Origin of the sequence: Aquamicrobium soli (assembly GCF_042646345.1) — a bacterium.
GTDB classification, from domain to species: Bacteria; Pseudomonadota; Alphaproteobacteria; order Rhizobiales; family Rhizobiaceae; genus Mesorhizobium; species Mesorhizobium soli_A.
On record NZ_JBHRTK010000034.1, the window covers coordinates 110,034 to 121,486 of the forward strand.

Genomic DNA, 11,453 nt, shown 5'->3' on the forward strand with positions numbered 1-11,453 from the left:
ATTTTCCGAACAAGTCACGACGGCGTTGCGCGCATCCACAGGACAGATGGCGCGTCGGCGCATGAGCCAGGCCCGGCCCGATGGATGTCCAAGTACCGCAAACAAACAAAAAGGGGAGTTGAGATGCTTGCGAATAGATTGACCAGACGAACCCTGGGCGCAGCGATGATCGCTGTCGCGCTGGGCACGACCACCGTGATGAGCCAGGTTTCCACCGCCGCCGCCTGGTCGCTGGAGGAAGCGGCCGCCCCTTACAAGGGCGCCACCATCCGCACGATCGGCGAGGCCCTGCCGCCGCTCGAAGCCATGAAGAAGCTCGCGCCGGAATTCGAGAAGCGCACCGGCATCAAGGTCGAGATCGAGATGTACGAGCACTCGGAGGCCGTCAACAAGGTCATGCTCGATCTCAATTCCAAGCGCGGCCGCTACGACTTCATCATCCAGCCCCACCGCGAACTCGGCAAGTTCGTGACCAACGGCCATCTGGAGCCGCTGGAGAAATATCTCGACAGCGCCGAGTTGCGCGACCCGGAGTTCAAGCCCGAGGAACAGCTTTATCCGCGCCTGTGGAAGGAAATCTCCTGGTACGACGGCAAGGTCTACGGCTTCCCGTTCACCGCGCTCAGCATGTACATGTGGTACCGCTCCGATCTCCTCTCGGACGAGAAGGAGAAGGAAGGCTTCAAGGCCAAGTACGGCTACGACCTCGCCCCGGCGCAGGACTGGAAGCAGTATCGCGATATCGCCGAATGGTTCACGCGCCCTGACCAGCGGCTCTACGGCACCGCCTTGCAGGGCAAGCGCCACGAGGCGCTGTGGTACGAGTGGCTGAACTTCCACTATTCCTTCGGCGGCGACATGCTCGATACGAAGTCGGGCTCGGAATGCGGCCCGGTCATCGTCAACAGCCCGCAGGCCATTGCCGCGACGGAATACTACAAGAGCCTCAAGGCGTTCTCGCCGCCCGATACGCTCAACTATTTCTGGGACGACGTGATGGCCCTGATGCAGCAGGGAGAAGTCGCCCAGCTCATCATGTGGAACGATTCGACCTACGCGGTCGCCGTCGATGAATCGGCTTCGACGGTGGTCGGCAAGATGGGCTTCGACATCGTGCCGCAGGGGGAAGGCGGCAAGGTCGCCCAGGTCGAGGGCTGGTCCTATCTGATGCCGACCTCGTCCAAGAACAAGGAAGCCGCCTACCTCTTCATCCAGTGGATGATGGACTACGACCAGCAGCTCAACCAGCACCTTAACGGCGGTGCGACGGCGCGCCCGGACGTCTATTCCTCCGAGGAGGTGCAGAAGCTGCCTTATTCCAAGGCGTCCATGGACTCCAACGCCGTGGCCAAGCCCAAGCCGACCGTGCCGCTGTCGGGCGAGATGACCGACATCCTTGTGCGCGAGCTTTCTTCCTATCTCGCCGACGAAAAGACGGCGAAGGAAGCGCTCGACAGGTCGGCGCAGGACATTTCCACCCTGCTCGGCTCCTGCGCCCCGATGAAGTACCCGGTCGAGTAATCCCTTCGTCAAGGCAAACCCTTCCCCGTGAGACCGCTCACGGGGAAGCATGAGCGGTGGTCATGAATACAGTAAAACAGCTTTCTCGCGGGCGATTCCTGCTGGACAGGGGAGCGTCGCTGCCCTTGTTGCTGCCGGCGACGTTGCTCGTGCTGGTCTTCCTGGTGGGGCCGTTCGGCTACATGGCCTACACGGCCATGACCGACCTCAGCTACGCCAATCCGGACCAGAACGGCGCCTTCATCGGGCTGGACAATTTCCGGCAGCTGGTGCGCAACGATCCCGTCTTCTGGGATTCGTTCTGGCTGACCATCCGCTTCGTCGTGGCGAGCGTGACGATCGAATTCGCGCTCGGCTTCGCGCTGGCCTGGCTGATCTGGCGCTTCATCGAACGCCAGCGGCTGCTGACCACGCTGCTTCTGGTTCCCATGATGCTGGCGCCCGTCGCCGTTGGCCTGATCTGGCGGCTTCTGCTGCAGGGCGACTTCGGCATGGTCAGCTACTACCTGCGGGCGGTGGGGCTGTTGTCCCAGCAGAGCGCGGTCTTTTCCACGCCCTATCTCGTGATGCCGACGATCATCGCCATCGATGTGTGGCAATGGACGCCGTTCGTCACGCTGATCATCCTGGCCGGCCTGATGAGCCTGCCGAAGGCGCCCTTCGAGGCTGCGACCATGGACGGCGCCGGGCCGTGGCGGCAGTTCGTCGACATCATGCTGCCCCTGCTCAGGCCGATCATCGCCCTTGTCCTGCTCCTGCGCGGCATCGATGCCTTCAAGGAATTCGACAAGGTGTTCATCCTGACCGGCGGGGGCCCCGGCACCGTTTCCGAACTGCTGTCGATCTACGCCTACCGCGTCAATTTCAAGAACTGGAACCTCGGCTACGGCGCGACGGTGGCCTTCATGGTCTACCTCGTCGTGCTGATCCTGTGCTCGATCTTCTACAAGGCCGTGTACTGGAAGTCGCCGGTCGGCAAGGCGTAGGGGGCGGCCATGAACAAGTCCTGGAAGATACTGGCCATCGGCATCCTTGCCTGCGTGCTGGTCATCGCACTGACACCCTATCTGTGGATCCTGCTGACGTCCTTCAAAGGACGCCTGGATATCCTGTCGCCCGATCCGCGCTGGTTCTTCACGCCGACCTTCAGCAACTATCCGGAGGTTTTCCTCGGCAAGGACTACCTGCCGCTGGTGCTGAACTCGCTGATCATCTCCATTTCGTCGACGGTGCTGTCGATCGGCATCGGCGTGCCGGCGGCCTATGTGTTCGCGCGCACCGATTTCGCCGGCAAGGAAGACCTGTTCTTCTTCTTCCTCACCACGCGCATGGCCCCGCCCATCTCCATCGCGGTGCCGCTGTTCATGTTCTTTACGGCACTTGGGCTGACCGACACGATCTACGCCGTGGTGATCGCGCATACGAGCTTCAACCTCTCGCTGGTCGTTTGGATGATGCGGGGCTTCTTCGCGGAGATCCCGCGGGAAATCGACGAGGCGGCGATGATGGACGGGCGTTCCAAGCTCGGCGCCTTCGTGCGCGTCGTGGTACCCATGGCCGCCCCCGGCATGGCGGCCACGGCCGTGCTCTGTTTCATCCTGTCGTGGAACGAGTTCCTCTACGCCTTCATCCTCGTGGCGTTCGAGGGCCGTCCGCTGACGGTCGGCATCCCCGGGCTGATCACGCCGCACGGGACGCTGTGGGGGCAGGTGGCGGCCGTCGCCGTCGTCGCCACCCTGCCGATCCTCGTCTTCACGTTCCTGGTGCAGAAGCACCTTGTCCGCGGCCTCACCTTCGGCGCGGTCAAGGGCTGAGCCCGCAAGAATTCACGGAGTTACCCATGGGTGTCTCGTTCAGAGAAGTCACCAAGAAATTTTCCGACGGGACCAAGGCCCTCGACAGGCTGAACCTCGAGTTCGACCAGGGCGAGTTCATCGTCCTGCTCGGACCGTCGGGCTCGGGCAAGACGACGGCCTGCCGGCTGCTGGCCGGGCTCGAAACGTCCTCGGAAGGCCGCATCGAGATCGACGGCAAGGACATCACCCACCTGCCGCCGCGCATGCGCGGCATCGGCATGGTGTTCCAGAACTACGCCCTCTACAGCCACAAGAGCGTGTTCGAGAACATCGCCTATCCGCTGCGCATCCGCAAAGTCGGCAATGCCGACATCGAAAGCCGCGTTGGCGCCATCGCCGAACTGCTGCAGATCGGCAACTACCTGCATCGCAAGCCGGCCCAGCTTTCGGGCGGGCAGGCGCAGCGCGTGGCGGTGGCGCGGGCGCTGGTCTGGGAGCCGACCATCTGCGTCATGGACGAGCCGCTCTCCAACCTCGACGCGCTGCTGCGCCTGCATATGCGCACAGAGCTCAACCGGCTCTACCGGCGCCTCGGCAAGACCTTCGTCTTCGTCACGCACGACCAGGAAGAGGCGATGACGCTGGCGACGCGCATCGCGGTGCTGAAGGACGGCAAGCTGGTGCAGTTCGACGAGCCGCGCACGATCTATCGCGAGCCGGCCAACAGGTTCGTGGCGGAGTTCATGGGCCGGCCGGCCATGAACACGATCGAGGGTACCGTCACGGACGGCATCTTCCGTGCGGGCAACATCGCTTGTCCCGTCGAGCGCCCCGATGGGCCGGTGACGCTCGGCATCCGGCCGGAACAGGTCGAACTGGTGGAAGCCGGAAGCGAGGGTGCGATCACCCTTGCCGTCGATGTCAGGGAACTGATCGAACCCGACACGCTGCTCATTTTCCAGACCGGGGCGGGCGCGTTCACGGTGCGGACGCAGAAGAACTGCGACCATATCGAGGTCGGGCAGCCGGTCGGCCTGCGTTTTCCACGCGAGGCTTTGCACTATTTCGATGCCAGCACCGGGGAGAGGCTGCGGTGACGCTCGTCGGCTTCGTCCCCATCCTGCTGTCGGCGGTCGTCTGGTTCGGCTTCTGGCGCGTCAACCGCAAGCGCGGATGGTTCACCATCGGCGAGGTGATCTTCTGGGACGTCATCGTCCTGATCCTCATCCAGCTGCTGTGGCTGCGCTGGTTCTGATCGCGACGGCATGAGGGAGGCGGCTTTGGCTCGAACGGACAGGGAAGGAGAGGCGAGATGACTTCCACCCCGCGCTGGCGGCGTTTCGACGAATGGGATAGCCGCCAGCTACGCCACGACCTGTTTGCCGCCGAAGACGTGGAGGCGGGCTTCGCCACCTTCCACAGCCCGTGGGACCCAGCGCCTTCCGCCCGCGTCGAGAACGGGCGCGTGGTGGAGATCGATGGCAAGGGCGAAAAGGACTTCGATATCCTCGATGCCTATATCGCCGCGCACCACCTCGACCCCGAGGTGATCGACGAGGCGATGGCGATGGACCCGGTCGAGGTGGCGCGGATGCTGGTCGACATCAACGTCCCGCGCGAAAAGCTCGAGCGCCTGGCGCGCGGCATGACGCCGGCCAAGCTGGTGTCGGTGGTCACGGCCATGTCGTCGCTCGAGATCGCCTTCGCTTACTCCAAGATGCGCCAGCGCCGCACGCCCGGCAACCAGGCGCATGTCACCAACGCCAAGGACGACCCGCTGCAGCTTGCGGCCGACGCCGCCTTCGCCGTCGCGCTCGGTTTCGACGAGATCGAGACTACGATGCGGGTGGCGTCGAACTCCTGGGCCAACGCCATGGCCTGCGCGGTCGGCGCCGCCGTAGGACGCGGCGGCGTGCTCTTCCAGTGCTCGATCGAAGAGGCGGAAGAGTTGCAGATCGGCATGGCCGGCTTCACCTCCTACGCCGAGACGGTTTCCGTCTACGGCACCGAGGCGGCCTTCGTCGACGGCGACGACACGCCCTGGTCGAAGGCTTTCCTAACCGCCGCCTATGCGTCGCGGGGCATCAAGGCGCGCTGCACTTCGGGCGCGTCGGCCGAACTGCTGATGGGCTTCCATGAGCGCCAGTCGGTGCTTTACCTGGAAGCGCGCTGCCTGTGCCTGCAACGCGCCATGGGCGTGCAGGGCACCCAGAACGGCGGCATCGATGGCGCGCCGCTGACCTCCTCGATGGCGGGGGGCATGCGCGAACTGATGGCGGAGAACCTGATCGCGGTCTGGCTCGGGCTCGAATGCGCCTCCGGCAACGACACCCGCGTCAGCGAGTCGGAAATCCGCGTCGGCGCCAAGATCACGCCCTACCTGATGGCCGGCTCCGACCTGATCTGCTCGGGCTTCGGCTCGATCCGCAAATACGACAACACCTTCAACCCGTCCCTGTTCAACGGCGAGGAGATCGAGGACTATTTGACGCTGCAGCGCGACTTCCAGGCTGACGGCGGCCTGACCCCGATCACCGAAAGCAGCGTCGAGCAACTGCGCATGCGCGCCATCCGCGCCATCGCGGCCGTGTTCGAGGAACTGGACCTGAAAAAGGTCCCGGAGGAATGGGTGCAGTCGGTGGCGGCTGCGTCCGGCTCGCAGGAAACAGACAGCTTCACGCCCGGCGAAGTCACGCGCATCAGCGAGGCGATCCGCAAGCGCGGCCTGAGCGCCCTCGACGTGGTTCGTGCGCTCTCCAAGAGGGGTTTTGGCGAGGAGGCGGAAAACCTGTTGTTCATGCTGCGCCAGCGCATTTCCGGCGACTATCTCCAGACCTCGGCCATCCTGCGGGACGGCAAGGTCGTCAGCGCCCTCAACGATCCCAACGACTATCAGGGGCCGGGAAGCGGCTATCGCATGTCCGACGCGCGCTGGCACGCCGTGCGCGAGGTGCGGGGCTTGCAGACCCGCGCCACCGTACTGGAGCGCGAGCGCCGTCATGACCCCACCGCCACCCCCTGGCTGGTGGCGAAGGGCGAGGCGGTGAAGGGCGACGATCCGCGCGACATCGTCATCGGGCTCAGCCCCGCCTTTGGCGTGGAACTGACCCGCACCACGGCCGGGCACGACCTGATCGACGTGGTGCTCGCTCTCACCGAAGGCGTTCGGGAAGGCGGCGGGACACCGCGGCTGGTGCGGATGCGCCATACGGCGGATACGTCGTTTCTCGGCCTGACGGCCGCGCGGCTTTCGGGCTCGGGCTACGGCATCGGCATCCAGGCCAAGGGCACGGCGGTGATCCATCGCGCCGACCGGCTGCCGCACATGAACATCGAGCTGTTCTCCAATGCGCCGGTAACGACGCTGGAGCATTACCGGGCAATGGGGCGCAATGCGGCGCGCTACGCCAAAGGCGAGGCGCCCGAGCCCATTGTCGTTCCGGTGGACGGTCAATCGCTTGCCGCGCGCTACCATGTGCGCGTGGCGATGCTCTACGCCATCGAAACCGGGCTGGTGGTGGCGGATGCGCCGCCGCTCGAATTGTCCATGACGCTCGGCCAAGGGGGTATCCCGACATGACCGATCCCCTCGACCTCTATCCCATCTCCGAGAATGCGCCGGAGCTTGCCGTATCGGCGTCCGGGATGCCGCTGGAGCGGCTGACCCTCGACGAAGTGCTGTCGGGCGGCGTCGCCGCCGCCGACATCCGCATCTCCGCCGAGGCGCTGAGACTCCAGGCCGATATCGCGCGCTCCGCCGGGCGCGACCGGCTGGCGCTGAATTTCGAGCGCGGCGCCGAACTGGTTTCGGTGCCGCAGGACGTGATCCTCGAAACCTACGAGATGCTGCGGCCCGGTCGCGTGACCGACCCGGCGCTGTTGACGGCCCGGGCCGAGATGCTGCGGCGCGACTACGGCGCGGCAGCCATCGCCGCGCTGATCGACGAGGCCGTCGCGGTCTATGCCCGGCGCGGTCTTCTGCGCCGCCGATACTGATTTTTAGAGGGAAATATCGATGATTCTTCAGGATAGAACGGCAATCGTCACCGCCGCTGGTTCAGGGATCGGCCGCGCCGGTTCTATTGCGATGGCGCGCGAAGATGCCTTCGTCGTCGTCACCGACCGGGATTTCGAGGCAGCCAGCAAGACGGTCGGCCTGATCACTCAGGCCGGCGGCCGGGCGGAGGCTCGTGCTCTGGACGTTACCGACGACGCGGCGATTCTTTCCCTGGTCGAGGACGTCGCGAGAACGCGGGGCCGCATCGATATCCTGCACAACCATGCCGGCGTCCAGGTCGCCGGCAGCATCGAGCAGGTGGAGGCCGCCGGCTTCGACAAGTCATGGGCGGTCAACGTCCACGCCCAGTTCGTCGCCTGCCAGGCAGTGATCCCGATCATGAAGAAGCAGGGCGGCGGCGTCATCCTCAACACCTCGTCCAATTCCGGCGTCTTCCTCGACCGGCAGATGACGGCCTACATCACCAGCAAGGCGGCCTCGATCACCATGACCCGGCAGATCGCCCTCGACGTGGCGCCCTTCGCCATCCGGGTGAACGCGCTGTGCCCTGGTTGGGTCGATACCCCTTTCAACGACCCCTACACGCAACAGATGGGCGGCCGCGACGCGCTGGAGCACGCGATCTCCAACGTCGTGCCGATGGGCCGCTTCGCCACCGCGGAGGAAATCGCGGAGGTCATCCTGTTCATGGTCTCGGACCGCTCGTCCTACATGACCGGCCACGCGCTGGTGGCCGACGGCGGCGAGTCGCTCGCCGGCGGCACCAACGCCGGTGACGCGGCGCGGGACGCGGTATCGGCCTGACCGATCCCGCCCAATAGGCTCGATCCCGACGCCCTTGAAACCTGTCGCGCTATTCGGTGGCGCGCAGGTCGGCGAGCCATTTGCCGGCCGCTCGGGCCTCGGCGTCGTGACCTTCGTCGCGCCACGTTTCCTTCAGCGAGGCCTCATACCACTCCTGCATGTAGGGAAGTTCGCACAGGCGCTCGGCATAGGCGCGAGCTTCCGGCCCAAGATCTGGCGCATAGGTCCTGAAGCGGAACGCGACCGGGCAGTAGAAGGCGTCCACTGCGGTGAAGTGTTCGCCGGTCAGAAACGGCCCGCCGGACCTCGCCAGGCCCTCGACCCAGATCGCCTCGACGCGGGCGAGGTCGCGTTTCAGGCCCTCGCTGTACGGCTTCGGCTCGACGCGCAGCCCGACATTCATGGTGAACAGGTCACGCAAGGCGAAGAAACCGGAATGCATTTCCGCCGAGGCCGACCGCGACCAGGCGCGCACCTGCGGGTCGGCCGCCCAGACGCCCGGATGCCGCTCGGCGAGGAACTCGACGATGGCAAGCGAATCCCAGACCACGGTATCGCCGGAGACCAGGCAGGGTACCTTGCCCGTCGGCGAAAAATCGGTGAACGGCGTTGCCTTGCTGCCGAACGGAATGAGTTTTTCGACGAAGGGAATGCCCACCGTCTTCATCAGGATCCATGAGCGCAGCGACCATGAGGAGTAGTTCTTGTTGGCGATATAAAGCTCGTACATTCGAAAAGGTCCGTTGATCTCGCGTCAATTGCGAAGGCTGGATTGCCGCTGCCAGTCATCGCCCGATTTCAGGCGTTTGCAAGATCGGAAGTGCGACCGGCGCTGTGGCCTGCACCCGCGCGCTGGCCGATCCAGATGCTGCCGGCCACCAACAGTACGCCGATGACCTGGAGCGGGGCCAGCGACTGGCCGAGGAACAGCCAGCCGAGCAGCACGGCCGTCGCCGGGCTGAAGAACCCCAGCAGGGAGACCGCCGCCGGCTCGATGCGGGCGACACCCCGGAACCAGAGGACATAGGTCAGTGCCGCGCCGACCAGCCCGAGCCAAGCCAGGCCGAACAGGTTGGCCGTCGAGGGCACCGGCATCGCCGGTTCGAACAGCAGGGCGAGGGGGACCAGCAGGAAGCCGCCGGCCGTCAGTTGCCACGCGGTGAAGGTGAGCAGCGAAACGGGCGGTTGCCATTTGCGGGTCAACACGGTTCCGAGCGCCATGGAGACCGCGCCGCCAAGGCCTGCGGCGACGCCGATGGCGTCCAGCGTCGCCTCGGGAGACAGCACCAGCAACGCGACGCCGCCGAGCCCGACGATTGCGGCGGCGACCGACATCAGCCGCACCTTGTTGCCGAGCAGGGCAGCGGCGATGAAGACGACGGCCAGCGGTTGCACCGCGCCCACCGTCGCCGCCACGCCGCCGGGCAGGCGGTAGGCAGCGACGAACAGCAGGCTCCAGAAGATCGAGAAATTGAGCGCGCCGAGGAGGAGGATGCGCGCCCACCAGATGCCGCGTGGAAGCTGCCGCACGATGAGAAGCAGCAGCAGGCCGGCGGGCAGGGCCCGCAGCAACGCCACGGTCATCGGCGAGAACTCCGGCAGGAACTCGGTGGTGACGCTGTAGGTGCTGCCCCAGATGACGGGCGCCATTGCCGTGGCAAGCAGGTCGGAGGTGCGCGTGGTCATGAGATTTCCAGCACCTCCGCGAGCGGGCGCCGCGGTTTTTGCGGCCAGTTGCCGGGTGCGGCGCGGCCGACCGCGACGAGCAGGACCGGCACTTCGTTTTCCGGCAGGCCGAAGGCTCGCGCGACGCCCTCTGCATCGAAGCCGGCCATCGGGCCGGAGGCGAGGCCGAGCGCCGCGGCGGCATGGATCAGCGTCGCCGCGCCCAGCGTTGCCGAGCGCACCGCCTCGTCGCGGGCGGTCCGTGGGTCGGCATATTGGGCGATGGCCGCGGTCCGCCACGCCGAGGGCATGTCGGCCGGCATATAGCCGGCGGCGACCGATGGCTGCAGCCGGTCGGGAAGGGACTGCGCGTCGGGCAGCACGCCGCAGACGATGAAGGTGACGGCGGCATCCTCGACCTTTGGCTGGCCCCAGGCCAGCGCCCGCAAGCGGCCTTTCGCCTCGGCCGTGCGAACCGCGATGAACCGCCAGTTCTGCAGGTTGTAGGCGGTGGGCGCGCGGGTCGCCAGGCGCACCAGTTCCTCGATCTCGGCGTTGGTCAGCGCATGGGAGGCGTCGAACCGATTGGCGGACATGCGCTGCTCGATGAGGGAGATGGCTGGGTGGGTCATGTTGTCGTTCCGAATTGAATGATTTCGGAACCAGATAGGACATTCACCTGATGGAGATAATATGCGACAATTAGAAGATACTATTCACTGATAGGGAATGATCGAATGGATCGGCTGACGGCCTTGAAGGTCTTCCGGCATGTGGCGGAACTGGGCAGCTTTGCCGAGGCCGGGCGCAGGCTCGGGCTTTCGCCCGCCGCCATCAGCAAGAACATCGCGGAACTCGAAGCGCATGTGGGCGCACGGCTCATCAACCGGACGACGCGGCGCATGGCCCTGACGGAAGAGGGCCGGCTTTACCTGGAACATGTCACGCGCGGGCTGGATGCGCTCGCCGAAGCCGACCAGGTCCTGTGCCCGATCAAGACCGCTCCGAGCGGCACGTTGCGCGTCAGCGCGCCGATGACCGTTACCCTGACGCGGCTGTCGCAGGCCATTCCCGGGTTTCTGGCACACCATCCCGAGTTGAAGCTCGATCTCCATCTCGACGACCGCCGGGTCGATATCGTGCGGGAAGGTTTCGACCTCGCCATTCGCGGCAGCGACAACCTCGAGGATTCCAGCCTGATCGCCCGCAAGCTGGCGGTCATGCCGCATGCGCTGTGCGCCGCGCCGTCCTATTTCCAGAAGCATGGCAAGCCCGGAACGCCCGCCGACCTGAAAGGCCTCGACCACATCCGCTTCAGCCTGTCCGGCCACGCGGACACTTGGGATTTTACAAGGGAAGGCCGCACGGAGCGGATTGCGGTCGCCGCGCGCTACTCCGTCTCGTCGAGCCTTGCGGTGCGCGATGCATTGCGCGCCGGCTTCGGCATCAGCCTGATGCCGCGCCCCTATGTCGAGGACGATCTGCGGGACGGGCGGCTGCAATCGGCCCTGGAGGACTGGAGCACGGTCGAAACGACGCTCTATGCGGTCTATCCTTCGCGGCAGCACGTCGCCCCGAAACTTCGCGCCTTCCTGGATTTCCTGGTCGGCGTGTTCGATCGGGCGGCAGGGTAGCCGAGGATTTCGCGC

Annotated in this window: 12 protein-coding genes; 9 read left to right on the plus strand and 3 right to left on the minus strand. The window is 65.5% G+C overall.

All coding sequences use genetic code 11. The features are described 5' to 3' along the window. Positions 1-138: 138 nt before the first annotated feature. The 8 genes from ACFOHJ_RS24095 (at position 139) to ACFOHJ_RS24130 (ending at position 8,139) form a co-directional block, all read left to right on the plus strand. Complete coding sequence (locus ACFOHJ_RS24095; protein WP_378225571.1) at positions 139-1,521, plus strand: ABC transporter substrate-binding protein; 1,383 nt, start codon at positions 139-141, stop codon at positions 1,519-1,521. A gap of 62 nt (positions 1,522-1,583) precedes the next feature. Beyond that, the gene (locus tag ACFOHJ_RS24100; RefSeq protein ID WP_036992197.1) at positions 1,584-2,507 is read left to right on the plus strand and encodes a carbohydrate ABC transporter permease; all 924 of its coding nucleotides are present in this window, start codon (positions 1,584-1,586) and stop codon (positions 2,505-2,507) included. Positions 2,508-2,516: 9 nt separating this feature from the next. Then, positions 2,517-3,335, plus strand: a complete 819-nt coding sequence (locus tag ACFOHJ_RS24105) for a carbohydrate ABC transporter permease (protein WP_378225572.1) — start codon at positions 2,517-2,519, stop codon at positions 3,333-3,335. Positions 3,336-3,361: 26 nt separating this feature from the next. Continuing rightward, on the plus strand, positions 3,362-4,414 hold the full coding sequence (locus ACFOHJ_RS24110) for an ABC transporter ATP-binding protein (RefSeq protein ID WP_378225574.1): 1,053 nt from the start codon (positions 3,362-3,364) through the stop codon (positions 4,412-4,414). Further along, entirely contained in the window at positions 4,411-4,572 is a 162-nt protein-coding gene (locus tag ACFOHJ_RS24115) for a hypothetical protein (protein ID WP_378225576.1), read from the plus strand. Before ACFOHJ_RS24110 ends, ACFOHJ_RS24115 begins: the two co-directional genes overlap by 4 nt. A gap of 57 nt (positions 4,573-4,629) precedes the next feature. Beyond that, the gene (locus tag ACFOHJ_RS24120) at positions 4,630-6,897 is read left to right on the plus strand and encodes a propanediol/glycerol family dehydratase large subunit (RefSeq protein WP_378225578.1); all 2,268 of its coding nucleotides are present in this window, start codon (positions 4,630-4,632) and stop codon (positions 6,895-6,897) included. Next, positions 6,894-7,313 carry a diol dehydratase small subunit gene (locus ACFOHJ_RS24125; protein WP_378225580.1) on the plus strand — a complete coding sequence of 140 codons (420 nt, stop codon included), beginning with the start codon at positions 6,894-6,896 and terminating at the stop codon, positions 7,311-7,313. The genes ACFOHJ_RS24120 and ACFOHJ_RS24125 overlap by 4 nt, the downstream gene beginning before the upstream one ends. A gap of 19 nt (positions 7,314-7,332) precedes the next feature. Continuing rightward, on the plus strand, positions 7,333-8,139 hold the full coding sequence (locus tag ACFOHJ_RS24130; protein WP_378225582.1) for an SDR family NAD(P)-dependent oxidoreductase: 807 nt from the start codon (positions 7,333-7,335) through the stop codon (positions 8,137-8,139). 49 nt (positions 8,140-8,188) lie between these two features. Here ACFOHJ_RS24130 and ACFOHJ_RS24135 read toward each other — a convergent pair whose 3' ends face one another. From ACFOHJ_RS24135 to ACFOHJ_RS24145, 3 genes are all read right to left on the minus strand, one after another. Beyond that, complete coding sequence (locus ACFOHJ_RS24135) at positions 8,189-8,869, minus strand: glutathione S-transferase family protein (protein WP_378225584.1); 681 nt, start codon at positions 8,867-8,869, stop codon at positions 8,189-8,191. A gap of 68 nt (positions 8,870-8,937) precedes the next feature. Beyond that, on the minus strand, positions 8,938-9,825 hold the full coding sequence (locus ACFOHJ_RS24140) for a DMT family transporter (RefSeq protein ID WP_378225586.1): 888 nt from the start codon (positions 9,823-9,825) through the stop codon (positions 8,938-8,940). After that, positions 9,822-10,436, minus strand: a complete 615-nt coding sequence (locus ACFOHJ_RS24145; RefSeq protein ID WP_378225588.1) for a nitroreductase family protein — start codon at positions 10,434-10,436, stop codon at positions 9,822-9,824. Before ACFOHJ_RS24145 ends, ACFOHJ_RS24140 begins: the two co-directional genes overlap by 4 nt. Positions 10,437-10,541: 105 nt before the next feature. On the opposite strand from ACFOHJ_RS24145, the gene ACFOHJ_RS24150 reads away from it, so the two are divergent. Beyond that, complete coding sequence (locus tag ACFOHJ_RS24150; RefSeq protein ID WP_378225589.1) at positions 10,542-11,438, plus strand: LysR family transcriptional regulator; 897 nt, start codon at positions 10,542-10,544, stop codon at positions 11,436-11,438. Positions 11,439-11,453: the final 15 nt, after the last annotated feature.

Bases quoted from the DNA above. Each gene is read 5' to 3' on its own strand.
- ACFOHJ_RS24100 (WP_036992197.1), top strand. From the start codon at position 1,584: ATGAATACAGTAAAACAGCTTTCTCGCGGGCGATTCCTGCTGGACAGG.
- ACFOHJ_RS24105 (WP_378225572.1), top strand. From the start codon at position 2,517: ATGAACAAGTCCTGGAAGATACTGGCCATCGGCATCCTTGCCTGCGTG.
- ACFOHJ_RS24110 (WP_378225574.1), top strand. From the start codon at position 3,362: ATGGGTGTCTCGTTCAGAGAAGTCACCAAGAAATTTTCCGACGGGACC.
- ACFOHJ_RS24120 (WP_378225578.1), top strand. From the start codon at position 4,630: ATGACTTCCACCCCGCGCTGGCGGCGTTTCGACGAATGGGATAGCCGC.
- ACFOHJ_RS24125 (WP_378225580.1), top strand. From the start codon at position 6,894: ATGACCGATCCCCTCGACCTCTATCCCATCTCCGAGAATGCGCCGGAG.
- ACFOHJ_RS24130 (WP_378225582.1), top strand. From the start codon at position 7,333: ATGATTCTTCAGGATAGAACGGCAATCGTCACCGCCGCTGGTTCAGGG.
- ACFOHJ_RS24135 (WP_378225584.1), bottom strand. From the start codon at position 8,869: ATGTACGAGCTTTATATCGCCAACAAGAACTACTCCTCATGGTCGCTG.
- ACFOHJ_RS24140 (WP_378225586.1), bottom strand. From the start codon at position 9,825: ATGACCACGCGCACCTCCGACCTGCTTGCCACGGCAATGGCGCCCGTC.
- ACFOHJ_RS24145 (WP_378225588.1), bottom strand. From the start codon at position 10,436: ATGACCCACCCAGCCATCTCCCTCATCGAGCAGCGCATGTCCGCCAAT.
- ACFOHJ_RS24150 (WP_378225589.1), top strand. From the start codon at position 10,542: ATGGATCGGCTGACGGCCTTGAAGGTCTTCCGGCATGTGGCGGAACTG.